This is a genomic window from Micromonospora sp. NPDC049171, from assembly GCF_040648275.1.
GTDB lineage: Bacteria > Actinomycetota > Actinomycetes > Mycobacteriales > Micromonosporaceae > Micromonospora.
In genome coordinates this window covers 130,252-153,613 of sequence record NZ_JBEZDJ010000017.1, presented here as the reverse complement: position 1 = coordinate 153,613, position 23,362 = coordinate 130,252, and the positions used below count along the sequence as shown (strand labels likewise).

Below are 23,362 nucleotides of genomic sequence, written 5' to 3'. Positions count from 1 at the left end.
GGTCGGCGGCGGCTAAACGGTGACGCTGGGTGGTCAATCAGGCCACGAGGGCGTGGCGGGCAGGACCGCGGTGCGGTGCGATGCTGCTGCCGTCGGGCAGCAACTCGCCGGTGTCCTCGAAGACGATCACACCGTTGCAGAGCAGGCTCCAGCCCTGCTCACGGAAGCAGGCGAGGACTCGCGCGGCTTCCCGGTCGGTGGCTTCAGCGGAGGGGCAGGTCGGTTGGTGCTGGCACATCGGGTTCTCCGGACTGTGGGGGCACTGTGTCATGGTTCACATGACCAGTGACGCACAGTACCAAGCGAAAGTGTCCAGCATCGAGCAGGTGTCGGCCCGGCGCACGGGAAATCCACTGAACGGATGAGGAAGGTCGGACCATACGGCGTGGAAACGCTCCCACAGGCGTATACCGCGGGCAGCAGCGCGGCTGCGGTGGCCGCGGGCAGCGGCCCGGCCGCGGCGTACCGCGGCGCGGCGGCGTCGCTCGATGTGCCGGCGGCATCGGTCCATGCGCCGGCGGCACCCGCCGCGTGTCGGGACTCGCTCACCGAACGCGCCCGCCTGCAGTGGCACCGCCGCGACGGCGGCGACCCGGCGGCACTCGCCGAGGAGTTCCTCGCCGCGCACGGTCTGCCCCTGCACGACCTGACCCGACCCGCCCGCCCCCACCACCAGGACAGCGGGGTGTGCGGCGCCGCGCTCTACCTGTCCGCCGCGGCCGGCGCGCACCTGGCCGGCGCACCCACCACCGCACCCGAACCCGCGCCGACCCTGCCCGACCTCACCGTCGTCGTCTACCAGCACGGCCCCACCCGGGCCACCCCACCAGCCGCACCCACCCCCTGGTGGCTCGGCCCGTGGACCGACAGCTGGACCACCCGCCAACACGCCGACGCCGTCGACGCGGTCCGCGCCGCCATCAGCCGCGGCGACGTCTACCAGACCAACCTCGTCGGGCACGCCGCCGCCCGCTACACCGGCGACCCCCTACCCGCCCTGAGTCGCCTCGGCGCGCTCCCCGGCGCCCGCTACGGCGGTGTCCTCACCGGCGACGGCTGGGCGATCGGCTGCGCCTCCCCGGAAACCCTCATCGAGGTCACCGACGGGCAGCTGATCACCCGACCCATCAAGGGCACCCGCCCGGCCACCGCCACCGGCCGCGCCGACCTGCTCGCCAGCGCCAAGGAACGCGCCGAACACATCATGATCGTCGATCTGGAACGCAACGACCTCGCCCGCATCGCCCGCACCGGCACCGTCACCGTCGACGACCTGTTCGCCGTACGCCGCTGGTGCGACCTGTGGCAGGCCGAGTCGACAGTCCGCGCCACCGCCGCCGACGGCCTCGGCCTCGCCGACCTGCTGCGCGCCACCTGCCCCGGCGGCTCCGTGACCGGCGCACCCAAACACGCCGCCCTCACCCAGATCAACGCCCTCGAACCCGTCGGCCGAGGCGCCAGCATGGGCGCACTCGGCTGGGTCACCCCCGGGCACGTCGACCTGGGCCTGACCATCCGCACCGCCGCCGCCGACGGCCAGCACCTGCACACCTGGGCCGGCGGCGGCATCACCTGGGACAGCGACGCCCACGCCGAGGTCGCCGAAGCCGCCGCGAAGACCGCCCCGATCCGCGCCACCCTGGCCGGACGCGGAAGCACCCACCACCGGCGATAAACTCACCCCCATGACCATGCGGCCCATCCGGATCATCGGCGACCCCGTCCTACGCACCGGATGCGAGCCGGTCACCACCTTCGACGCCGAGCTGCGCACGCTCGTCACCGACCTGATGGACACCCTGCTCGGCGCCCCCGGCCGCGCCGGCGTCGCCGCACCACAGATCGGCGTCAGCGCCCAGGTGTTCGTCTACGACGCCGACGGGCACCGCGGCCACCTCATCAACCCCACCCTCGAGCTCTCCGACGAGCTCCAGGACGACGAGGAAGGCTGCCTGTCCATCCCCGGCCTGTACTTCCCGACCGTCCGGGCGCTGCACGCCACCGCCCACGGCGTCGACCAACACGGTGAGCCGCTCACCATCACCGGCAGCGGATTCCTCGCCCGCGCCCTGCAACACGAGACCGACCACCTGCACGGCACCCTGTACGTCGACACCCTGCGCGGGGACACCCGCCGCCGGGCCCTGCGCGAGATCCGCGCCGGGCGCTTCGACTCACCCAGCCGCCGCGCCTAGGGTGGTCAACGTCCACTCGTCGTAGTCGGCGACCCGGGTGAAACCCACCCGCTCGTACAGCCGCACCGCGGCCGCGTTGTCCGCCTTCACATTCAGCGTCACATGCTGCACGCTCTCCCGCAGCCGCGCGCACAACGCCGCCACCACCGACGCGGCCAGCCCCCGCCCCCGCCACCGCGGATGCGTCGTGACGTTACCCAACGCCGCCACCCGGTACGTCGGCGAGAACACGTGCACCCCGGCCACCGCGACCAACGCCCCCCCGTCGCGGATCCCCAGGTACTGCCCGGTCTGCATCATCCGCTCGTCGAACCAGTTACCCGGGTACGCCTGCGCGTACAACTCCCGCACCTGCGGCAGATCCGCCGCCCCCAACACCACCCCCACCGGGGACACCGCGCCCAGCCGCCCCGGATCGGTCAACGCCATCCGGTGGTGCCGGCCACCGGCATCCAGGCGGAACGACCCAGCCAGCACACCGGTCAGACCGGGGGACAGGTGCGCGTACAGCCGGGCCGGCAGCACCGGCGCCACCTGCGCCAGCAACACCGACAGCGCCGCGGTGTCCGCCGGCGCGGCGAACGCCAACAACGTCGGCAGGTCGGTGCCGTGGTACAGCAACGCCACCTGGTCATCACGGCGAAACCACGACGTGTACGGCCAGAAGAAGTCGTCCAGGTCACCCAACTGGTAGGCGTGCAGCACCGGGTCGCGCCCCAGCAGCCGCGCCAGCACCGCCCGGTCGTGCTCCGCCCGTACCGGCATCAGCGAGCCACCCACTGGTCGTGCCCCAGCTTCGCGACCAACGCCAACACCACCACCAGCAGCACCACCCGCACGAAACCCGACCCACGGCGCAACGCCATCCGCGCACCCAGCACCGCCCCCGCGATGTTGCACACCGCCATGCCCGCGCCCAGCAACCACCACACATGCCCGGTCATCCCGAACACCACCAACGCACCCAGATTCGTTCCCGCGTTGACGACCTTCGCCATCGCCGAACCGTGCACGAAGTCCGCGCCGACGAGGGTGGTGAACGCCAACACCAGGAACGTGCCGGTGCCCGGACCGATCAACCCGTCGTACAGGGCGATGCCCACCCCCGCGACCGCGATCACCGCCGCCACCCGCACCGGGGTACGCCGCCGCGGCACCGCCACCACCCCCAACCGGGGACGCAGCAGCACGAACACGGCCACCGCCACCAACACGACAAGCACCACCGGCCGGTACGCCGACGCCGGCACCGCCCCGGCCAGCGCCGCGCCCACGCCGGCACTCACCACCGCCAGCCCCGCCGCCGGCGCCACCACCCGCCAATCCACCTCGGTCCGCCGCGCGTACGTCGCCGCCGCCGTGGCCGTACCGAAGATCGCAGCCAGCTTGTTCGTGCCCAGCGCGGTGGCCACCGGCAACCCCGGCGCGGCCACCAGCAACGCCGGCAGCAGCAACAACCCACCACCACCGACCACGGCGTCAACCCACCCCGCCATCGCGGCAGCGGCCAACAGGGTACTCAGCGATACGGCGTCCACGGGCGGCAATTCTCCCCACCGAGGCACCCCCGACCGGCACCGGAGTGGCCAGCCTCACCCGGTCAGCGACCCCGGGAACGCCGCAACCACACCCCCAACGCGCCGACCGCCACGAACACCAGCACGGAACACAGCAACACCTTCGCCACCCGGTAACCCTGTCACGGGGACGTAGGGTGCAGACGTGCGCCTGGCCACCTTCAACGTGCTGCACGGACGATCCCTGAGCGACGGGCTCGTCAACTCCGACCGCCTCGCCGCCGCCGTCCGCGCCCTCGACGCCGACATCCTCGCCCTCCAGGAGGTCGACCGCGACCAACACCGCAGCGGCAACCTGGACCTCACCACCATCGCCGCGCACGCCCTCGACGCACCACAGCACCGCTTCGCCGCCGCCCTCGTCGGCACCCCCGGCGAACAGTTCCGCCCACTGCGCCACGACGACGACGGGCACGGCGAACCCTGCTACGGCATCGGCCTGATCAGCCGCCACCCCGTGCGCAGCTGGCACATCACCCGACTCAAGCCCGCACCCGTCCGATCCCCGGTCTACGTACCCGGCCCCCGCGGCGGCCTCATCCTGCTGCACGACGAACCCCGCGTCGTCCTCGCCGCCGTCCTGGACACCCCACACGGCCCACTCACCGTCGCCGCGACCCACCTGTCCTTCGTACCCGGCTGGAACGCCCGCCAACTGCGCCAGACCGTCCGCGCCCTGCGCGCACTACCCGGCCCCCGCATCCTGCTCGGCGACCTCAACCTGCCCGCCGGCCCCGCCCGACTCATCTCCGGCTGGCACCCCCTGGGCCGCCGCCCCACCTACCCCTCCGGGCAGCCCCGCGTGCAACTCGACCACATCCTCGCCGACCGGCACACCCTCGACCAGCTCCCACCCGTACGGGCCGTCACCGCACCACCGTCCACCGTCTCCGACCACCGCCCCCTGCTGGTCGACCTCGGCTGAACCCGCCGGCCACCCGCCCGGCAGTGCGTAGGTTGGAAACCACCACCGCCACGGAGCTGACCATGAGCGACACACCGGACACGATCGTGCTCATCCACGGGTTCTGGGTCACCCCCCGCAGCTGGGAACACTGGGCCACCCACTACCGGGCCAACGGCTTCCAGGTGCTCACCCCCACGTACCCCGGGCTGGAAGCCGAGGTCGAAGCGATCAACGCCGACCCCAGCCCCCTGGAGACACTCACCGCGCCGCAGATCATCGCGCACCTGTGCGCCGTACTCGACGCACTGCCCACACCGCCGATCATCATGGGCCACTCCGCCGGCGGGGCGTTCACCCAGGTGCTGCTCGACCGCGGGTACGGCACCTCGGCGGTCGTGCTCAACTCCGCACCCACCGAAGGCGTCACGGTGACCCCCTTCTCGCAGCTGCGCTCCACCTTCCCGGTCCTGAAAAACCCCGCCAACCGGCACCGGGCCGTCGGCTTCACCTTCGACCAGTGGAACTACGCGTTCACCAACACCTTCGACGAGGACGAGGCCCGCGCCCTGTACGAGCGCTACGCCATCCCCGCCGCCGGCGGCATCCTCTGGGACGGCGTCCTGGCCAACCTGCTGCCCGGCCCGCAGGACATCGCCGTCGACTACCACAACGACAAACGCGCCCCGCTGCTGTTCATCTCCGGCTCCGAAGACCACATCATGCCGCCCAGCGTGCAACGCGCCAACGCCGCGCACTACCAGGGCGACACCATCACCGAGGTCGAGCTCTACGACGGGTACGCCCACCTGCTGCCCGCCCAGCACGGCTGGCAGCACATCGCCGACCACGCCCTCGACTGGGCGCTGCGGCACGCCCGCTGACCGGCGCGGACGCTCGCCGGTCGCGGTCAGCGGGCGGTTGAGCGCTACGCCGGCGGTCGGGTGAGCTTGGCGGCCACGGCGTCGAGGACCCAGTCCAGACCGGTCGCGAAGGACACCTCGGCGTCCACCTCCGCGCCGTCGTGCACGGCCCTGCTCAGCGCCGGGAAGCGGCCCGTGGCCAACATCGTCGTCAGGTGCGGGCCGGAGGCGCGCTGCCAGTCGCGCTTGGACAGGCCCGTGGCACGCTCGGCCCGCAGGTTCGCGACCTCGCGCCTGATCGCACCGGTGACGTAGGCGCTGACAGTTTCCACGGCCCGCAGCACGGTGTCGACGTCGGCGAGACCGTCGAGGGCGGCCAGCCTGGCCTCGGTCACGGCGAAACCGTTCGGCCCCAGGGTCGGGCGACCACCGAGCAGGTCGGCCAGCCACTCGTGCCGCAGAACAGCCCGCCTGGTGCGGTGGGCGAGGACACGCAACGCCTCCCGCCACTCACCGGGCAGCTCCCCGGGGAGCAGCTCGGCGTGCACCTCGTCCACCATGAGGTCGAACAGCTCGTCCTTGGTGGAGATGTACCCGTACAGCCGCATCGGGCCGGCGTTCAACCGGGCCGCGACCTTGCGCAACGACACCGCCTCCAGCCCACCCTCGTCGGCCAGCGCGACGGCGGCCGCGATGATCCGCTCCCGGTCGAGCGGCACCGGGGGAGCCGGCGGCTCCGGCCGGTCCCACACCGTCATGGTCACTCCCTGCTGTTGCGACGCATTCTACGAGCCCGATACGGTGTATCGCTATGAGACAGCGTATCGCGGTGGTCGGGGGTGGCCCCGCAGGCCTCACCTTCGCCCGCGTCCTGCACCGCCACGGCCACCCCGTCACCATCCTCGAACGCGACCCCGCACCCGACGCCCGCCCCCCAGGCGGCACCCTCGACCTGCACGAAGGGCTGGGCCAACTGGCACTGGACAAAGCCGGCCTGCTCGCCGACTTCCAGGCACTGTCCCGCCCCGAAGGGCAGGCCATGCGCATCCTGGACACCGCCGGCACCGTCCTGCGGGACTGGCAACCCCGACCCGACGAACAGACCAACCCGGAAATCGACCGCGGACAACTCCGCGACCTCCTGCTCGACACACTCGACACGCAGTGGGGGCGAGAGGTGACACAGGTGCTGCCCAGGACCGCCGACGGCACCCCTGTCCACTTCGCGGACGGACGGCAAGAGACGTTCGACCTCGTGGTCGGCGCGGACGGCGCCTGGTCCCGCGTCCGCCCGGCAGTCTCACCCGTCACACCGCACTACACCGGCGTCACCTCGGTCGAGACCTCCCTCGACCACATCGACACCCGCCACCCCGACCTCGCCCAGTTGATCGGCGACGGCTCAGTGGCCGCCTACGGCGTCAACCGATCCCTCGTCGCCCAACGCAACAGCGGCGGCCACGTCAAGGTGTACGCCAAACTCCGCGCCCCGCTGGACTGGCACGCGGACCTGGACCCCACCGACGTCGAGGCCACCCGAACGCGCCTGCTGGCCCTGTTCGACGGCTGGGCCCCGCCCCTCCTCGACCTCCTCGGCCACGGCACCGCCTTCGTCCACCGCCCCTTCTACGTCCTGCCCGAATCCCACACCTGGACCCACGTCCACGGGGTGACGCTACTGGGCGACGCCGCCCACCTGATGCCACCACTGGGCGCAGGCGCGAACCTCGCCATGCTCGACGGCGCCGAACTCGCCGAAGCCATCGCCGCCAACCCCGAAAACCTGGACCAGGCCGTACGCGCCTTCGAGGAACAGATGTGGGCACGAGCCGCCACCTGGGCGAAGATCACGACAGCCGGCCTGGAACGCCTCGTGAGCCCCGACCCCGCCGAAGCCCTCGCCCTCTTCGACGACGTCCAACCATCCTGACCCCAGCACCACGCGGCCACCCGCTCAATCCCGGTCCACCCCCACCAGCGACGCCAACACCCGATTGGTGCGGTTGGCCCGCACCGCCTCACGCTGCTGCCCCGCCGTCACCTCGATGTACGTCTGCGACGACGCCAACGACGCGTGCCCCAACAACCGCATGATCTCCGCCGCGCTCGCCCCGTCCTCCGCCAACCGGGTCGCGAACGTGTGCCGCAACGCGTGCAGCCGCGCCCCACGCGGCACCCGGTCCCCGATGCCCGCCCGCCGATAACACGACTCCACCAGATACTGCAGCCCACCACGGCGTAGCGGCTCACCCTGCCGATCCACGAGCAACGCCGAATCGGAGCGCACCGACCGCACCCCGAAGCGCCGACGCCGACTGTCCAGGTAGTCCGCCACCACCCGATCCAGATCGGACTCGATCGGCACCACCCGGGGCCGCCCGCCCTTGCCGGCCACCTCGATGCGCCGCTCACCCGGCCGACCCACCAGCGAACCAACCCGCAACGCCAGCAGCTCCGACAGGCGCAGCCCCGCGCACAACGCCACCGCCAACACCGCCACGTCCCGCTCCGGCCACGGGTCACGCTGCCGGCCGTCGTCGCGCGCCACCGACGCGAGCAGCACCTCGGGGGTGTCCGTGCCGCGCAGCGGCTTCGGCTGGGGGAGTAGTGCCCGAGGTCGCCCGACCGCCGGCATCGGGTTGCCCGCCATCAGCCCCTCGGCCACCAAAAACGAGCAGAAGCTGTTCCAGGTGGACCAGGCCCGGTGCACCGACGCGGCCGCCCGGGGAGCGGCGAACCGAGCGAAGGCCGCGCGCATCACCCGGGGGGAGAGGTCGGTGATCGACAGCGCGGCCAGGGGCAGGGGAGGGGCGGCATCTTCGGCGATCAGGGCGGCCACCGTGTGCAGATCCCGGCGGTACGCGTCCAGGGTGTGCGGGGAGGGCTTGCGGGTGGCCCGGGCGGTCAGGAACTCCTCGATCAGCATCCCGAGCGATTCGTCCTTTTTGTCATGCATAAGGGATATTATGCAGCATTTTCGCCTTTCCGGGAAGGGTGAGCGAGGGGAGAGGCGGGGCCTCGCTCAGGCGGCCAGGGCCGTCGCCGCCTGCTGTTGAGCGCCTGTCGAGCTGCCCCACTGACGGGGCGGGTCGTCCGCGGACTGCGGGGCAGCCCGTCGCGGCGCCGAGCAGCCATGACCCAATCATCGGGCAGCTCGACAGGCACCCAATGCCACACCTGCCCGACACGCGCCGCAGCCGGCACCACCGCGAGAACGGCCGGCCTGGCCGGTCGGCGCGCCACCGCATTCCGCCGGTCGACGCGCGCCTCGTCCGATCCGATGAGGATGCCTGCCCGCCGGGCCTGACGCGCGACCGAAGACCGCGAGGGGACCAGCCAACCCGGCTTACTTTACATAATGTGCATTATCGAATCGGCTCTGGCGCTGCTGCGGCACACCCCGCAACGCCCTAGCATTGCCGGCGTGATCGAGGACTTCGCGGATCGACTCCTGTGCGACATGGCTGGCCTCGACCCCTGCACAGCGGTCGTCGAGGCTGGCGAGCAGGATGTCGACGGGCTTACCGACTACAGCCCGGAGGGCCACCAGGCCCGCGCCGACCTCGCCGCCCGCGCCCTGCGCCAGCTTGAGATCTTGGGTGACGCACCGCCGGCCGCGACCCCGCTGTACGCCCACCTCGCGGAACGGCTGCACACGCGTGTCGCCATCCACGACGCCGGGGAGGATCTGCGCGAACTGCACGCGGCGGCCACCGGTCCGCCCCAGCTCATCCGCCAGGCCGTCGAGGCCGCGGTACCCGGCCGCGGCACCGAGGGCGCGGCCTTCGAGGAGGGCTGGGCTCGGGTCGGCGCACGCCTGGCCGCGATCCCCGCGGCCCTGGACGGGTACGCCCGCAGTCTTCTCCTCGCCGCGGAACGCGGCAATCTGCCGGCGCGCCGTCAGGTGGAGCTCGTCGCGCAGCGCTGCCGTAACTGGGTCGACGACGATGTCGCCCTGGTGGATCGCTACGGCGAGGGGCGTCAGCGGGCGTCGTTGCAGGCCGCGGCGACGGGCTCGCGAGAGGCGTACCGGAAACTGGCCGAGATGCTGACCGCGGACCTGGCACCGCGGGCCGTTGCGCAGGAGGCGTTCGGCCAGCAGCGGTACGCGCTCTGGGTGCGCACCTTCCTCGCCGCCGAGCCCGACCTGCGCGAGCTGTACGAGTGGGGCTGGGACGAGTTCCGGGCGACCGAGGCAGAGCTGATCGCGGAGGCGAACGTGCTGGGCGGGAGCGTGCCAGAGGTGCTCGCCCGGTTCGCCAGCCCCGACGCGCCCGGCACGCTGCACAGCAGGGAGGCGTTCGGTGCGTGGCTGCAGGAGCTGTTGGAGGCCGCCACCGAGCGGCTGGACGGCGTCCACTTCGACATCCCCGCCCCGCTGCGGCGCATCGAGTCGCGGTTGACCACGTCGTCCGGCATTGCCTACACCGGGCCGTCGCGGGACCTGACGCGACCGGGTCGCATCTGGTGGTCCCTCCCCGAGGACGCGGCGAGTTTCCCCACCTGGTACGCCCACAGCACCGCCTACCACGAGGGTGTCCCCGGCCACCACCTCCAGCTCGGCTCCGAGGTCTGCCGGGGAGGTCTCGGGCAGCGGCTGAACCTGCTCGGCGGTCTTTCGGGCAGCCAGGAGGGCTGGGCGCTGTACGCCGAGCGGTTCATGGACGAGCTCGGGTTCTACGAGCAGCCGGGTGCACGATTGGGGTACCTGTTCATGCAGCTGCTGCGGGCGGCACGGGTCGTGCTCGACATCGGCCTGCACCTGCGACTTGCGATGCCCTCAGGTGACGGGGCGGTGTGGACGCCGGATGCCGCGCTGGCGCTGCTGCGGGACCGCTGCCACCAGGGGCCGTACGCGTCCGCCGAACTCGCGCGTTATCTGGGCCGGCCAGGGCAGGCACTGACCTACAAGGTGGGTGAGCGGGTGTGGCTGGCAGGCCGCTCGTCCTTCCCCGGCGACCGGCGCGCATTCCATCGGCAGGCCCTGGAGCTGGGTTCGCTGGGCTTGGATCAGTTGACGGCCGCCCTTCCAGGGTGACCGGGCACCACTCGTGCACGGCCCCGCTCCCCCAGCTCGCGCTGTCAGGTGTGCGTACGGCGCAGCCAGTCCTGGGTGAGTGATCGCAGCGGGGTGGGCTGTTCGTACGGGAGGTAGTGTCCGGCCGCGTCGAGCACGGTGTAGGTGCCGCGGGGATAGCGGCGCATGGCGCGGAACTGGTCGGCGTAGCCGACGATCCGGTCCTGGCGGCCGGTGAGCACGGTGACCGGGCCGTCGAAGGCGACCTCGGTGGTCTCGTCGGGCAGCGCGTAGTCGGGGCTGGACTGCAGTTTCTGCTGGAACGTCGCGTCGCCGGGGCCGCCGGAGTCCAGTGCCGCGAGCACCGTCGCGACGACCTCGGGGGTGCGCTGGCCCAGGGCGGCGTCGAAGTGCTGGTGCAGGGCGGTGGGGGCGGCGTCGAGCCAGCCCGGGGGCGCGGTGAGCGGTGGGTCGTCGGGCAGGTCGCGGCTGTCGCGGGCGATGGTGACTCCGGGGCAGACGAGGAGCAGGCCGCGGACGAGGTCGGGTCGTTGGCGTGCGATGCCGGCGGCCAGGTACGCGCCGTAGGAGCCGCCGGCCAGTAGGGCCGGTGCGTCGAGGTGGTGGTCGAGCCACGCGCAGACGGTGTCCAGCACTGCCTGGGAGGTGGGTGCGCAGTTCGCGGGGGTTTCTCCGTGGCCGGGCAGGTCCGGGTAGATCTCGCGGAGGCCCGCGCCGGCGAGGGCGGGGCTGAAGGCGGCGGCCGTGGCGGCGCGGCTCAGGCTGAACATGGGCAGGCACACCACCGCTGGTCCGGTTGCCGCTGTTTGGTGGAACGCCAGGTTCATGGGAGTCCTTGTGGGTGGTGGTGGTGCACCAACGTCTCATGCCGTGGCGGTGCGGTGAAGGGGATGGTGGAGGGCGCTGGTCCATCGGGTCGGTAAGCCTGCACGGTAGGCGCCGTCGCTGTCGCCGACCTCACGCGCGCCGGCCGCCGGGGAATTCTCGGTACGGGTCGTGCCGTTGTCCGTTCGGAAGATCAGGACAACGTGATCGAATGGAAGTGCCATGCACATGCGCTCAGATGCGGTAGTGCTGTTCGGCGTCACCGGCGACCTCGTCTCGAAGAAGCTGTTCCCGGCGCTGTACGAGTTGACTCGGCGCGGCCGCCTCGATGTCCCGGTGATCGGCGTGGCCCGGTCCCCCTGGGATGATCAGCAGCTCGTCACGACGGCTCGTAAGTCGGTCGCCGAGGCCAACGACGAGGTCGACGACGAGACCTTCGACGTGCTGGCGCACAACCTGTCGATGATCTCGGGTGACTACGCGGATCCGGCCACGTACCAGCGGCTGGCCGAGCGTCTGCGGGGTGCTGAGCGGCCGGTCTTCTATCTGGCGATCCCTCCGGCGGTGTTCGGTGCCGTGGTGCAGGGTCTCGCGGCGGCCGGTCTGGCCGATCGGGGTCGGGTGATCGTGGAGAAGCCGTTCGGGCGTGACCTGGAGTCCTCCCGCGAGTTGGATCGGACGCTGCGGGGGGCTTTCGATCCGGAGCGGGTGTTCCGTATCGACCACTACCTGGGCAAGGAGGCCGTCGAGGGTCTGTATGCCTTCCGGTTCGCCAACCGGTTGTTCGAGCCGTTGTGGAACAACCAGCACATTGACAACGTCCAGGTCACCCTGGCTGAGGGTTTCGGCACGCAGGGCCGCGCCGGCTTCTACGACACGGTGGGTGCCACCCGGGACGTGTTGCAGAACCACATCCTGCAGGTCGTCGCGTTGATCGCGATGGAGGCACCCGACAGCGAGGACGTCGATGCGTTCCGTGCGGCGGAGGTGTCGGTGTTGCGGCAGATCGTGCCGTTGTCGCCGGAGTTCACCGTGCGGGGTCAGTACGCCGGTTACCGGGACGAGCCGGGCGTGGCAGCGGATTCGAACACGGAGACGTTCGTGGCCACCCGGTTGACCGTCGACTCCCCCCGCTGGGCCGGTGTGCCGTTCTACCTGCGGGCCGGTAAGTCGTTGCCGGGGACGGCGACGGAGGTCGTGGTCGAGTTCAAGCAGCCGCAGCGTTCGCTGATCCCGGCCGAGCGGGGCACGGCGACGGCTGCGAATCTGCTGCGGTTCCGGCTCGGGCGTGGGGACGGCATCACGATGTCGATCCAGGCGAAGAGTCCGGGTGCCGAGGTGGCGAGTCGTCCGGTGGATCTGTCCGTCGACTTCGGCGCGGCTTTCGGTCGTCGTCAGGAGGCGTATGAGCGGCTGCTCGACGACGCGATGGATGGGCTGCACCTGCGCTTCGCGCGCGAGGAGACGATCGAGCAGGAGTGGCGCGTTGTCGAGCCGATCCTGGACTTGCCGGCGGCGGTGCAGTCGTACGACAGGGGCAGTTGGGGTCCGGCGGACGCCGAGGCGTTGGCGGGTGGCTGGCACACGCCGGACCTGCGGTAGCTGACTGACCGCTCAGCTCAGCGGCGGGACCGTCCGGCGCTGGTGAGGTTTGCCGCCTGGGTGTGCTGTGGGCACGTTGTGCGGGACGTCTCTCGTCCTCGTCGGAGAGGAAGCAGCGCATGCTTTCCGCACTCGATCGTCGGCACACCGTCGCGCCGCCCGGCTACAGCCGGTGGCTCATTCCCCCGGCGGCGTTGGCCATCCACCTCTGCATCGGTCAGGTGTACGCCACAAGCGTCTACAAGAACTCGCTGATCGCCCACTTCGACACCAGTCAGACCGCGATCGGGGTGATCTTCAGCATCGCGATCGTGATGTTGGGGTTGTCCGCGGCGGTCGCCGGGACCTGGGTGGAGGCGAACGGGCCGCGTAAGGCGATGTTCGTCTCGGCCTGTTTCTGGGCGGCGGGCTTCCTGGTGGGTTCGCTGGGTATCGCCACGAAGCAGTTGTGGTTGCTGTATCTGGGCTACGGGTTGCTCGGCGGCATCGGTCTGGGCATTGGGTACATCTCCCCCGTCTCCACGTTGATCAAGTGGTTTCCGGATCGGCCGGGTCTGGCCACCGGGTTGGCGATCATGGGGTTCGGTGGTGGGGCGATGGTCGCCTCTCCCCTGTCGCGGCAACTGTTGTCGTTGTTCGACGCCGGCTACGATCCGGCCAACGCGGGCTCGACGGCGTCGGGCAGCGCGCTGGTGTGGTTGTTCGTGACGCTCGGCCTGGGCTACTTCGTGATCATGATGTTCGGGGTGGCGAACGTGCGGGTGCCGGCGCAGGGTTGGCGCCCGGCCGGGTTCGACCCGGCGAGTGTGGCGGCGAAACCGCTTGTCACCACGGCGAACGTGTCGGCGGCGAACGCGGTGCGGACCCGCTCGTTCTGGCTGCTGTGGGTGGTGCTGTTCTGCAACGTGACCGCGGGCATCGGCATCCTGGAGCAGGCCAGCCCGATGATCCAGGACTTCTTCCGGGACAACGGCACGTCGGCGGTGTCGGTGGCGGCGGCCGGCGGGTTCGTGGGGCTGCTGTCGCTGTTCAACATGGCCGGCCGGTTCGTGTGGTCGTCGACGTCGGACGTCATCGGTCGCAAGCCGATCTACCTGGTGTACCTGGGGGTCGGCATGGTGCTGTACGCGCTGTTGGCCCTGGTCGGGCAGAGCGCGACGGCGTTGTTCGTGCTGTTGGCGTGCGTGATCCTGTCGTTCTACGGCGGTGGGTTCGCCACGGTGCCGGCGTACCTGCGGGATCTGTTCGGCACGTTCCAGGTCGGTGCGATCCATGGCCGGTTGCTGACCGCCTGGTCGGCGGCGGGGATCGCGGGTCCGCTGATCGTCAACGGTTTCCTCGACGCGCAGGGTGAGCCGGGTTCGTTGACGGCGGCGGCGTACCGGCCGGCGTTGTTCACGATGGTGGGTGTGTTGGCCGTGGGGTTCGTGGCGAACCTGCTGGTGCGGCCGGTGCCGCAGCGCTACCACGAACCGTCGTCGGAGCGTGGCGTGGATGAGGACACCGTGGCGGAGAGGAGTGGCACGCGATGAGCGACGACAGCCGATCCGGGCAGCAGGCCCGGTTGTGGATCTCCTGGTTGGTGGTGGCGGTGCTGCTCGGCTACGGGGTGGTGCAGACGGTCATCACGGCGGCGAAGCTGTTCACGCACTGAGGGTGTGCACGCCCTGAGCGGTGAGCCGGGGTGCCGCGCGCCCCGGCTCACAGGCCGCCGGAGACCCGCAGGACGGTGCCGGTGGTGTACGAGGCGTCGGGGCCGAGCAACCAGGCGATGGCGGCGGCGATCTCGTCGGGTTCACCGGCGCGGCCCAGGGGGATGCGACCGACGGCGGTGTCGGCGCGGTCGGGTACGCCGGAGTCGGCGTGGATGTCGGTGCGCACGATGCCCGGTGCGACGGCGTTGACCCGGATGCCCCTGGGGGCGAGTTCCTTGGCGAGGCCGATGGTGAGGGTGTCGGTGGCGGCCTTCACGGCGGCGTAGTGCACGTACTCCCCCGGGCTGCCGAGGGTGGCGGCGGCCGACGAGACGTTGACGATCGCGCCGCCGTCGGTGAGTCGGCGGGCGGCCTGTTGGGCGCAGAGGACGTAGCCGACGAGGTTGACGTCGACGACGCGGCGCAGGTCGTCGACGCGTAGCTCGGTGAAGGGCCCGATGGGGCTGGTGACGCCGGCGTTGTTGACCAGGCCGGTGAGGGGGCCGAGTTGGGTGGCGGCGTCGAACAGGCCGGCGACCTGGTCGGGGTCGGTGGTGTCGGCGCGTACCGCGATGGCCTGTGCTCCGGCGGTGCGCAGGTCGGTCAGGACGGTCGCGGCGGCGGTGTCGTCGCGGCGGTAGCACAGGGCGATGTGGTGACCGGCCTGGGCGAGGCGGCGGGCGGTGGCCGCGCCGATGCCACGGCCGCCGCCGGTGATGACGGTGACGGGTGCCATGGTGCCTCCCGAGCTTCTGTCGGCTGCGCGTCGGTCGCGCCGACGCTACCGTGACCGGCGCGGCCGGGTTCGTCGGGAGGAGGGTCACCTGCGGCGGGCGGGCGCGGCGCGGGCGGGCCCAGGCCGACGAGGTGGCGGCGTTCCGGGTGTGATCGCTTACGCTCACCGCGCGTTCGATCGGACAACGGAGGTGTGCGGTGGCGGGTGTGGGTGTCGGCGACGTGGTGCGGGATTTCGAGCTGCCGGATGAGACGGGCACGCCGCGGCGGCTGTCGGAGTTCCTGGCGACCGGGCCGGTGGTGTTGTTCTTCTATCCGGCGGCGATGACTCGGGGGTGCACGGCGGAGAGCTGCCACTTCCGGGACCTGGCGGCGGAGTTCACGGCGCTGGGTGCGTCGCGGGTGGGCATCAGTCGGGACCCGGTGGCCAAGCAGGCCGAGTTCTCGAAGTTGCACGGTTTCGACTATCCGCTGCTGTCGGATGTCGACGGCACGGTGGCGCAGCTGTTCGGGGTCAGGCGGCGGGTGCCGTTGGGGCCGTTGAGCATGAAGCGGATGACGTTCGTGATCGGTACGGACCGGCGGATCATCGAGGTGATCCACAGCGAGGTCAGCATGAACGACCATGCGGACCGGGCGCTGCGCGCCTTGGGCGGCTGAGCGGCGGTGAGCCCCGTGCGGCGGGTGTCGCAGCCGGCTGGTATCAAGACAGCAATCAAACAGGTGTACGGAAGAGGGTTGTGATGGATGCCGGCCAGGGTTTGTCCACTAGCGAGGTGCAGAGCATCCGGGAGGCGTTGGCGGCCGGGCGCAAGCCGCGGGTGGTGTTCACCGCGGCGGCGGGGCAGATCGCCGGTCAGGTTGGTCAGGTGGTCGAGCTGACCGACCCGGAGGTGTCTGACGAGTTCGTGGTGGTGCGCTTCGGTCGCGACGAGTTGCCGTTCTCCCCCGCCGACCTGGCGGTGGCGCCCAAGGGTGCGGGTCGTCGGGTGGTGGAGGCGAAGCCGGAGCCGGAGCCGCAGGAGGCGCCCGTGACGCCGCCCGCGCCGGAGTTCGTGTTGGACACGCCGCGGGTGCCCGCGCAGCGACAGGAGGAGCCGAAGGTGGAGCAGACGGAGAAGCCGCCGGCGCGGCGGGCGGTCAAGGCCGTCAAGCCGAAGGGTCCGGCGGGGCTGACGGTGACGTTGGCGTACGCCGACGGTGAGTGGACCGTCGCGGCGCAGCAGGGCAGCAAGGCTCTCGCGAAGCCGTACGTGGTGAAGCCGGCGGAGGCGTTGAAGATGGTGGCGCTGGTGGACGTGCCCGGGGTGCAGGAGGCGGTGGAGCAGATCCTCGGCACCGAGCGGGCCGAGGCGGAGCAGCAGGCGGAGAAGCTGCGCGCCGAGCTGGCCGAGATCGAGGCCCGGCTGGCGGAGCTGCGCGAGGCCCGCTGAGGCGGGTCAGGGCCGGCTGTGGTGCTCCAGTAGCCGAGTGAGCAGTCGGGTCAGTTGGGCACGCTCGGTGGTGGACAGTGGGGCGAGCAGGTCGTGTTGGACGCGGTCGAGGGTGTCGCCCAGCCGGCGGGCCTCGGCGGCGCCGGCTTCGGTGCTGCTGATGATGTTGCGGCGGCGGTCGGCCGGGTCGGGGGCACGCACGACGAGCCCTCGGCCGGCCAGGTCGTTGACGGCCGCGACGACGTCGCTGCGGTCGATGCCGCAGCGGCGGCCGAGGTCGGCCTGGCTGGCCGGCCCGTCCTCGGCGAGGGTGGCGAGCAGCCGGTAGTGGTAGCCGCGCAGGTCGTGCGCGGCGAAGGCCTCGCTGATGAGCCGGCCGGCGTGGGTGGCGGTCTGGTTGAGCAGCCAGGTCGGGGTGGTGCGCAGCCCGGCGGGTGACTGCGGGGCCGCGTGGTCCATGGGGTGCAGCCTACCAGCAATCGTTGGCGCGACCCACAATCGAGTGTTACGTTGGCGCGACCAACGTTGGCTCGACCAACGTTTCGAAGGAGGCGTCATGTCCACCGTCCCCACCCTCAACGGGCAGGTCATCGGCCAAGCCCACTACGCCACCCGCGCCCTGCTCGAACGGGCCACCGCACCCCTGGGCGTCACGTTCACCCAACTGGTCGCCCTCAACGCCCTCGCCCAGGGCCCGGTCGAGGCCGCACACCTCACGCAGCGGGTCACCAGCACCCTCAAGGTCGACGAGCCGACCGTGCACCAGCTGATCGCCCACCTCGTCGACGCCGGCCTGGCAACGGTCGAGCGCCCCTCCTCCCCGGCCGGCGAGGAGCCGTTGGTGGCGCTCACCGACACCGGTCACGCCGCCCAGCGCGGCGTCGTCGCCGCCGTCGCGGACCTCAGTGCCCGGCTGTACGCGGACATCCCCACCGACGAGGCCAGCACGGCAGCCCGGGTGCTCACCCTCGTCACCCACCGCGCGAACGCCGAGCTGGCGGCGATCCCCGTCTGACCGGACGCCGGCAGTCAGGCGGCCGGCACCCAGCGCGTTGGGTGCCGGCCGCCTGGTCACCTACCGCGCCGGGCGCTGCCCGAGCTGCGACACCACGGCCCGTTGCAGCACCGCGGTCGTGCCCAACACCGTCCCGGCCGGCCCGTCGGCGGTGTCCGCCACGAGATAGCTGCGCTCACCGAGGTAGTCGAACGTCTGCTCATCGAAGATCCACTCGTCGCGGCGGCTGCGTTCGGTGTGCGCGACGGCTATCCCCCGCCGTCCGGCCGCGTCGGTGGCTCCGCGCACCATCTCGACCCCGGGGATCTTCGCCGCGGCCCGGTAGAGCGCGGCGCTCGTGCGCGGCGGCACCAGCGACTCGCGCAGGATGTCGCCGATCGCGGTGAACGCCGCACCGTCGCGGCTGGTGCCCGGGCCCCGCTGCGCGCGCTCGGCGTACAGCTTCGCCAGCAGGGCGTCCGGGTCCTCGGGCAGGTCGACCAGCGCGGCGTTCGGTGTCACGTCGGTGAGCGTCTCGCGCTCAGGAATCACGCCGACGATCGGCGCGTCGAAGAACGGCTGCCGCAGCAGGCCCTCACCCCGCTCGTCGCGGGGGATCCAGATCTCCCGCTCGTGCACCTGTCGCAGCCGCGCCGGGCCGTCGCCGAGTTCGGCGAAGGCCCCCCGGCTCCTGATGTAGACGTAGCGGCCCGTGCCCGCCGGTGGCACCGGCTTCGCGGCGGCGGCCGCGGCCATCCGGTTGAGCAGCAGCGTCGCGCCGAGGCGTTCGCCCTGCGCGACCGGGACGACGAGTGGCGCGCTGTCCGGTGCCCACGGCTGGGTGATCATCCCGGTCGTGATCGCGACGGCCAACGCCGCCGACACCGGCACGAGCACCCGTACCCGTCGGGGCCGCCGCGACGGCCGCCGGACCTCGGTCAGCAGATGATGCCGCAGCGCCTGTCGGCGCACCGCCGGCAGAGCCGGCACGGGCGGAGCGGACGGCTCTGTCATCGGTACTCTCCCTGCTCGACGGGGGTCATCGGGGTGCCGGCCAGTTCCTGCTGCGCCAGCGCGCGCAGTCGGACGCGGGCCCGCGACAGCCGGGAGCGCACGGTCCCGACGGGTACGCCCAGCGCCTCGGCCGCCGCCGCGTAGTCCAGTTGCGACCACACACAGAGCAGGAACACCTCCCGGTCCGCGCGGCGCAGCGCCCGCAGCCCGGCCAGGGCGGCAGCCACCTGCTCGGCGTCGTGCATCCGGTCGACCACGGCGTCGGCGAAGTCCGGGACGGTGTCGCGCACCGGCAACCGCCGCAACGCCTCCCGGTGTCGGCGCGCCGCCCGGCGGCGGTTGCGCAGCACGTTTGTCGCGATCCCCAGCAGCCACGGCCGCAGACTGTCCCCGTCCGGGCGCAGGGACTCGCGGATCCGCCACGCCTCCAGGAAGGTCAGCGACACCACGTCCTCGGCGTGCGCCGGATCGCTCCCGCTCCACAGCGCATGTCGATGAACCGCGTCGGCGTGCTCGTCGAAGAGCTCACCCAACGCGTCGGAGTCTCCGGCCCGGATCCGGGCCCGCATCTCGGCTGTCACACCTGTATCTGTCCGCTGCCGCTGGCGAGTTCCCGATCAATCATCGGCCGCCGGTCAGAAGTAGTCGAGCAACTGCGCCGGACCCCCGGCGCCCAGCAGGTCGAGCGCGGCCGGGTCGACACCCGGGCTGTGGTGCAGCAGCCCGGCCTGTGCCACCGAGCGGGCGAGGGCCGCCCCGGTGTAGAGCAGGGCGAAACCGCAGACGTCCAGTCGCAGGTCGACCTCGCCGCCGACCCGGGTCAGCTCGGCGGCGCCGTCGGCGACTGTCAACCGCCAGGTGCCGGTGTTCCAGTCGGCGAGCGCGTCGGTGAGGCCGAAGTCGACCACGCCCCGGGCATGGGCGGGCCACCCCCGTGCGCTCACGGCGCGGGCGACGTCGACCGGTCGGTGCATCCACAGGTCGCGCTCGTGGTCGCGGGCCGACTCCAGCGGCAGGTGCGGGCTGACCGCGTCGCCGTCGAGCGGGCACAGCCGCAGCGTCGGTGCGACGCTGGCCCAACTGCCGAGCACCCCGACGAGCTCCCGGGCGGCCTCGGCGGTGACGGCCAGGGCCTCGTCCACGGTGAGCACCGAGTCGGCGCCGTAGCCGCGGCCGCGCTGCCAGGTGGCGTACCCGACCAGGTGGCCGTCGTCCTCGACCAGGGTGAGACCGTCGCCGGGCAGGCCCCGGTCGGCGGCGAAGAAGTCGAACAGCTCACCCCGACGGGTCAGCATGCCGTTGCGGTGCCGCGCGACTCGCTCGTACAGGCCGGCGACGGCGGGCAGGTCGGCCGTCGTGCCGGCCCGCACCGCCAGATCCGGCGACGGCCGATGCCGGGGCAGCGCGGCGGTGGCCAGATCGACGGTACGCAGTACACCGCCGGCTTCCCACCCACACGCCCGGTACGGGGCGGCGATGGTCGGGTAGAGGGCGCTGACCGCCGCCTGACGCTCGCGGGCCCCGCGCAGCAGAGCGGTGAGCAGGGCACGGCCCATGCCCCGGCCCCGGGCCTCGGGGGCGACCGCCACCCCGGCGACGTCGGCGGCGGGCACCGCCCGGCCCGACCACCACTGGTCGTGGTGCAGGTCGACGGCCTTGCCGACGAGCCGACCGCTGTCGTCGAACGCGCCGTAGCGGGTCATGCCGGCAGGCGTGACGGTGGCGTGCGCGGGGGGCTGCGGGTCGGAGCCGAACGCGAACCGTCCCAACTCCCAGGCGGCGTCGAGGTCGTCGGTGGCGAGTTCACGAACGTGCACAGGCTCGGGCATCGGCACACCCTAGCGGGGGCGGATCGGAGCCGACCGCCGATTCCCCCGCCCCCGCCCCGCCCTCCGCCGCCCTCCGCCGCCCTCTGCCGTCGATCAAGGAGTTGTGGTGGGTGACAAAGGGCCCGAACCGGCCCAGGCCGGGCACCACAATTCCATGATCGACGGGGTCGGCACGGGCGCGATCGTGCGCCGGCCTGATCCGCTCAGTGCTGGGGGATGTTGGCCACGCCGATGCGCTTGCGGAACACCCAGTACGTCCAGGCCTGGTAGCCGAGCACGACCGGAGTGAAGATCACCGCGACCCAGGTCATGATCTTCAGGGTGTACGGGGTGGAGGCGGCGTTGGTGGCCGTGAGCGTGCCGGCCGCGTCCAGGGTGGAGGGCAGCACGTTCGGGAACAGCGCCGCGAACAGGGTCGCCACGGCCAGGCCGATCGCCACGGCGGTGCCGGTGAACGCCCAGCCCTCCCGGCGTACCCGGGCGGCGGCGAGCCCACCGAGCAGGGCGAGGGCCGCGGCGACGGCGAGCACGACGGCGGCGGTGCTGGAGCGGATGCTCAGCGTCCAGGTCAGGAAGGCGACCGTGAGCACGGCGGCGCCGACGCCCAGGCGCACGGCGAGGGCGCCCGCGCGCTCGCGGATGTCGTCGGTGGTCTTCAGGGCGAGGAACACCGCGCCGTGGGTCGCGAACAGCGCGAGCGTGGTCGCGCCGCCCAGCAGGGCGTACGGGTTGAGCAGGTCCAGCAGGCCGCCGACGTACTCGTGGTCGGCGTCCAGCGGCACACCGCGCAGGATGTTGGCGAAGGCGACGCCCCACAGGATCGCCGGCACCACCGAGCCCACCACGATCGCGGTGTCCCAGCGGCGCTTCCAGGACGCCTCGGGGCGCTTGTGCCGGTACTCGAAGGCGACGCCGCGGGCGATCAGGGCCAGCAGGATCAACAGCAGCGGCAGGTAGAAGCCGGAGAACAGGGTGGCGTACCACTCCGGGAACGCGGCGAACATGGCGCCGCCGGCGGTGATCAGCCAGACCTCGTTGCCGTCCCAGACCGGGCCGATGGTGTTGATCAGAACGCGGCGTTCCCGGTCGTCGCGGCCCAGGACGGGCAGCAGCATGCCGACGCCGAAGTCGAAGCCCTCCAGGATGAAGTACCCGGTGAACAGCACGGCGACGAGGAGAAACCAGATGGTGGTCAGGTCCACGATGGGCTCCGGGATCAGTAGGCGAAGGCGAGCGGGCGCTCGGCGTCGTCGGTGTCGTCGGTGGGGGGTTGTTCGGTGACGTCCGGTACGCCGGCCTTGGCGTAGCGCAGCAGCAGCTTGACCTCGATCACGGCGAGGGTGGCGTAGATCAGCGTGAAGGCGGTGAACGAGGTGAGCACCTCGGCCAGCGAGACGCTGCGCGACACTCCGTTGCGGGTGAGCATCTCGCCGAAGACGATCCACGGCTGGCGGCCCATCTCGGTGAAGATCCAGCCGAAGGAGTTGGCCAGCAGCGGCAGCACCGGCATCGCCAGCCCGGCGCGCAGCAGCCACCTGCTGCTGGGGGTGCGGCCCCTGCGCTGGCTCCACAGGACCAGCAGGGCGATGGCGCCGGCGGCCATCCCGAAGGCGATCATGAAGCGGAAGCTCCAGTAGGTGACCGGGATGATCGGGGTGTAGCTGCCCGCCCCGTACTGGGTGGCGTACTGGGCCTGCAGGTCGTTGATGCCGTGCACGGTGCCGTGCGGGTCGCCGGTGCCCAGGTACGACAGCAGGTACGGGATCTTGAGGGCGAACACCTCGCGGCTGCCGTCGAGGCTGCCGATGGTGAGCACGGAGAACGAGGCGGGGCTCTCGGTGGTGTAGAGGCCCTCGGCGGCGGCCATCTTCATCGGCTGCACGTCCGTCATGATCTTGCCTTGGATGTCGCCGGTGAACAGCACGGCGGCGGAGGCGACCAGGACCACCCAGGAGCCGAACTTGGTGGCGAAGCGGTACGCGCCGGTGTCGGCCGAGTCGCGGTTGCGGATCAGGTGCCACAGGCCGACGGAGACGACCAGCGACCCGGCGACCAGGAACGAGCCGGCCAGGGTGTGCGGGAAGGTGATCAGGGCGACCTTGTTGGTCAGCACGGCCGGGAAGTCGGTCAGCTCGGCGCGCCCGCTGTCGGGGTTGATCCGGTAGCCGACCGGGTTCTGCATGAACGAGTTCGCGGCGAGGATGAAGTACGCGGACAGGTTCGTGCCGATCGCGGCGGCCCAGATGCTGGCCAGGTGGGCGCGCTTGGGCAGCCGGTCCCATCCGAAGATCCACAGGCCGATGAAGGTGGATTCGAGGAAGAACGCGACGAGCGCCTCGATGGCCAGGGGCGCGCCGAAGATGTCGCCGACGAAGCGGGAGTAGTCGCTCCAGTTCATGCCGAACTGGAATTCCTGCACGATGCCGGTGACCACGCCCATCGCGAAGTTGATCAGGAACAGCTTGCCGTAGAACTTGGTGAGTTTCAGGTAGCGCTCGTTGCCGGTGCGGTGCCACATCGTCTGCAGGATGGCGACCAGCACGGACAGGCCGATGGTCAGTGGCACGAAGAGAAAGTGGTAGACGGTGGTGACACCGAACTGCCAGCGGGCAACGTCCAACGCGTCCACTCGAAACCCCCACCCATTCGTACTACGAGA

The 23,362-nt window shown here is 71.6% G+C and carries 25 protein-coding genes; 12 read left to right on the top strand and 13 right to left on the bottom strand.

What is annotated here, in order from left to right; all coding sequences use genetic code 11:
• Nucleotides 1–37: 37 nt before the first annotated feature.
• The gene (locus AB0B14_RS22150) at nucleotides 38–238 is read right to left on the bottom strand and encodes a DUF5999 family protein (protein WP_007460326.1); all 201 of its coding nucleotides are present in this window, start codon (nucleotides 236–238) and stop codon (nucleotides 38–40) included.
• 252 nt (nucleotides 239–490) lie between these two features.
• Here AB0B14_RS22150 and AB0B14_RS22145 point away from each other — a divergent pair, with 252 nt between their 5' ends.
• Together AB0B14_RS22145 and def are read left to right on the top strand one after the other, a co-directional pair.
• Nucleotides 491–1,675: a chorismate-binding protein gene (locus AB0B14_RS22145; RefSeq protein ID WP_357523950.1), complete on the top strand. Its 1,185-nt coding sequence runs from the start codon at nucleotides 491–493 to the stop codon at nucleotides 1,673–1,675.
• A gap of 10 nt (nucleotides 1,676–1,685) precedes the next feature.
• A complete protein-coding gene (def, locus tag AB0B14_RS22140; protein WP_357067536.1) occupies nucleotides 1,686–2,195 on the top strand; it encodes a peptide deformylase in 510 nt (169 codons plus the stop codon).
• On the opposite strand, the gene AB0B14_RS22135 is transcribed toward def, so the two are convergent.
• Complete coding sequence (locus AB0B14_RS22135; protein WP_357523893.1) at nucleotides 2,175–2,960, bottom strand: GNAT family N-acetyltransferase; 786 nt, start codon at nucleotides 2,958–2,960, stop codon at nucleotides 2,175–2,177. The genes def and AB0B14_RS22135 overlap by 21 nt on opposite strands.
• Nucleotides 2,960–3,733, bottom strand: coding sequence for a TSUP family transporter (locus AB0B14_RS22130; RefSeq protein WP_357523891.1), 774 nt, complete (start codon nucleotides 3,731–3,733; stop codon nucleotides 2,960–2,962). Before AB0B14_RS22130 ends, AB0B14_RS22135 begins: the two co-directional genes overlap by 1 nt.
• Before the next feature lie 184 nt (nucleotides 3,734–3,917).
• On the opposite strand from AB0B14_RS22130, the gene AB0B14_RS22125 reads away from it, so the two are divergent.
• Nucleotides 3,918–4,697 carry an endonuclease/exonuclease/phosphatase family protein gene (locus tag AB0B14_RS22125; protein ID WP_357523889.1) on the top strand — a complete coding sequence of 260 codons (780 nt, stop codon included), beginning with the start codon at nucleotides 3,918–3,920 and terminating at the stop codon, nucleotides 4,695–4,697.
• Between the two features lie 62 nt (nucleotides 4,698–4,759).
• Nucleotides 4,760–5,560 (top strand): alpha/beta hydrolase, encoded by an 801-nt coding sequence (locus tag AB0B14_RS22120; RefSeq protein ID WP_357523887.1) that lies wholly within the window; start codon nucleotides 4,760–4,762, stop codon nucleotides 5,558–5,560.
• A gap of 44 nt (nucleotides 5,561–5,604) precedes the next feature.
• Here the strand turns inward: AB0B14_RS22120 and AB0B14_RS22115 are convergent, their stop codons facing one another.
• Nucleotides 5,605–6,297: a TetR/AcrR family transcriptional regulator gene (locus AB0B14_RS22115; protein WP_357523885.1), complete on the bottom strand. Its 693-nt coding sequence runs from the start codon at nucleotides 6,295–6,297 to the stop codon at nucleotides 5,605–5,607.
• Between the two features lie 53 nt (nucleotides 6,298–6,350).
• Here AB0B14_RS22115 and AB0B14_RS22110 point away from each other — a divergent pair, with 53 nt between their 5' ends.
• Nucleotides 6,351–7,469, top strand: a complete 1,119-nt coding sequence (locus AB0B14_RS22110) for an NAD(P)/FAD-dependent oxidoreductase (RefSeq protein ID WP_357523883.1) — start codon at nucleotides 6,351–6,353, stop codon at nucleotides 7,467–7,469.
• 24 nt (nucleotides 7,470–7,493) lie between these two features.
• Here the strand turns inward: AB0B14_RS22110 and AB0B14_RS22105 are convergent, their stop codons facing one another.
• The gene (locus AB0B14_RS22105; protein WP_357523881.1) at nucleotides 7,494–8,495 is read right to left on the bottom strand and encodes a tyrosine-type recombinase/integrase; all 1,002 of its coding nucleotides are present in this window, start codon (nucleotides 8,493–8,495) and stop codon (nucleotides 7,494–7,496) included.
• A 468-nt stretch (nucleotides 8,496–8,963) separates the two neighbouring features.
• Here AB0B14_RS22105 and AB0B14_RS22100 point away from each other — a divergent pair, with 468 nt between their 5' ends.
• Nucleotides 8,964–10,577 carry a DUF885 domain-containing protein gene (locus tag AB0B14_RS22100; RefSeq protein ID WP_357067520.1) on the top strand — a complete coding sequence of 538 codons (1,614 nt, stop codon included), beginning with the start codon at nucleotides 8,964–8,966 and terminating at the stop codon, nucleotides 10,575–10,577.
• Nucleotides 10,578–10,621: 44 nt separating this feature from the next.
• On the opposite strand, the gene AB0B14_RS22095 is transcribed toward AB0B14_RS22100, so the two are convergent.
• Nucleotides 10,622–11,404, bottom strand: coding sequence for an alpha/beta hydrolase (locus AB0B14_RS22095; RefSeq protein ID WP_357067518.1), 783 nt, complete (start codon nucleotides 11,402–11,404; stop codon nucleotides 10,622–10,624).
• Nucleotides 11,405–11,624: 220 nt separating this feature from the next.
• Between AB0B14_RS22095 and zwf the strand changes: the two genes are divergently transcribed.
• From zwf to AB0B14_RS22080, 3 genes are all read left to right on the top strand, one after another.
• A complete protein-coding gene (gene zwf, locus AB0B14_RS22090; RefSeq protein WP_357067516.1) occupies nucleotides 11,625–13,004 on the top strand; it encodes a glucose-6-phosphate dehydrogenase in 1,380 nt (459 codons plus the stop codon).
• A 119-nt stretch (nucleotides 13,005–13,123) separates the two neighbouring features.
• On the top strand, nucleotides 13,124–14,536 hold the full coding sequence (locus AB0B14_RS22085; protein WP_357067514.1) for an OFA family MFS transporter: 1,413 nt from the start codon (nucleotides 13,124–13,126) through the stop codon (nucleotides 14,534–14,536).
• On the top strand, nucleotides 14,533–14,658 hold the full coding sequence (locus AB0B14_RS22080; protein WP_357405466.1) for a hypothetical protein: 126 nt from the start codon (nucleotides 14,533–14,535) through the stop codon (nucleotides 14,656–14,658). Before AB0B14_RS22085 ends, AB0B14_RS22080 begins: the two co-directional genes overlap by 4 nt.
• A 47-nt stretch (nucleotides 14,659–14,705) precedes the next feature.
• Here the strand turns inward: AB0B14_RS22080 and AB0B14_RS22075 are convergent, their stop codons facing one another.
• On the bottom strand, nucleotides 14,706–15,434 hold the full coding sequence (locus AB0B14_RS22075; protein ID WP_357067510.1) for an SDR family oxidoreductase: 729 nt from the start codon (nucleotides 15,432–15,434) through the stop codon (nucleotides 14,706–14,708).
• Between the two features lie 197 nt (nucleotides 15,435–15,631).
• On the opposite strand from AB0B14_RS22075, the gene AB0B14_RS22070 reads away from it, so the two are divergent.
• Nucleotides 15,632–16,093, top strand: coding sequence for a peroxiredoxin (locus AB0B14_RS22070; RefSeq protein WP_357067508.1), 462 nt, complete (start codon nucleotides 15,632–15,634; stop codon nucleotides 16,091–16,093).
• Nucleotides 16,094–16,176: 83 nt separating this feature from the next.
• On the top strand, nucleotides 16,177–16,866 hold the full coding sequence (locus tag AB0B14_RS22065) for a hypothetical protein (protein WP_357067506.1): 690 nt from the start codon (nucleotides 16,177–16,179) through the stop codon (nucleotides 16,864–16,866).
• A gap of 6 nt (nucleotides 16,867–16,872) precedes the next feature.
• Here the strand turns inward: AB0B14_RS22065 and AB0B14_RS22060 are convergent, their stop codons facing one another.
• A complete protein-coding gene (locus AB0B14_RS22060) occupies nucleotides 16,873–17,325 on the bottom strand; it encodes a MarR family transcriptional regulator (RefSeq protein WP_357067504.1) in 453 nt (150 codons plus the stop codon).
• 97 nt (nucleotides 17,326–17,422) lie between these two features.
• Here AB0B14_RS22060 and AB0B14_RS22055 point away from each other — a divergent pair, with 97 nt between their 5' ends.
• On the top strand, nucleotides 17,423–17,881 hold the full coding sequence (locus tag AB0B14_RS22055; RefSeq protein WP_357523879.1) for a MarR family winged helix-turn-helix transcriptional regulator: 459 nt from the start codon (nucleotides 17,423–17,425) through the stop codon (nucleotides 17,879–17,881).
• 60 nt (nucleotides 17,882–17,941) lie between these two features.
• Here the strand turns inward: AB0B14_RS22055 and AB0B14_RS22050 are convergent, their stop codons facing one another.
• From AB0B14_RS22050 to AB0B14_RS22030, 5 genes are all read right to left on the bottom strand, one after another.
• A complete protein-coding gene (locus AB0B14_RS22050; RefSeq protein WP_357067500.1) occupies nucleotides 17,942–18,874 on the bottom strand; it encodes a CU044_5270 family protein in 933 nt (310 codons plus the stop codon).
• Nucleotides 18,871–19,455, bottom strand: coding sequence for an RNA polymerase sigma factor (locus tag AB0B14_RS22045; protein WP_357067497.1), 585 nt, complete (start codon nucleotides 19,453–19,455; stop codon nucleotides 18,871–18,873). The genes AB0B14_RS22050 and AB0B14_RS22045 overlap by 4 nt, the downstream gene beginning before the upstream one ends.
• 54 nt (nucleotides 19,456–19,509) lie before the next feature.
• Entirely contained in the window at nucleotides 19,510–20,703 is a 1,194-nt protein-coding gene (locus AB0B14_RS22040) for a GNAT family N-acetyltransferase (RefSeq protein WP_357523877.1), read from the bottom strand.
• Between the two features lie 203 nt (nucleotides 20,704–20,906).
• Nucleotides 20,907–21,905: a cytochrome d ubiquinol oxidase subunit II gene (cydB, locus tag AB0B14_RS22035; RefSeq protein ID WP_357523875.1), complete on the bottom strand. Its 999-nt coding sequence runs from the start codon at nucleotides 21,903–21,905 to the stop codon at nucleotides 20,907–20,909.
• A gap of 14 nt (nucleotides 21,906–21,919) precedes the next feature.
• Nucleotides 21,920–23,332, bottom strand: a complete 1,413-nt coding sequence (locus AB0B14_RS22030) for a cytochrome ubiquinol oxidase subunit I (protein WP_357523874.1) — start codon at nucleotides 23,330–23,332, stop codon at nucleotides 21,920–21,922.
• Between the last annotated feature and the right edge of the window lie 30 nt (nucleotides 23,333–23,362).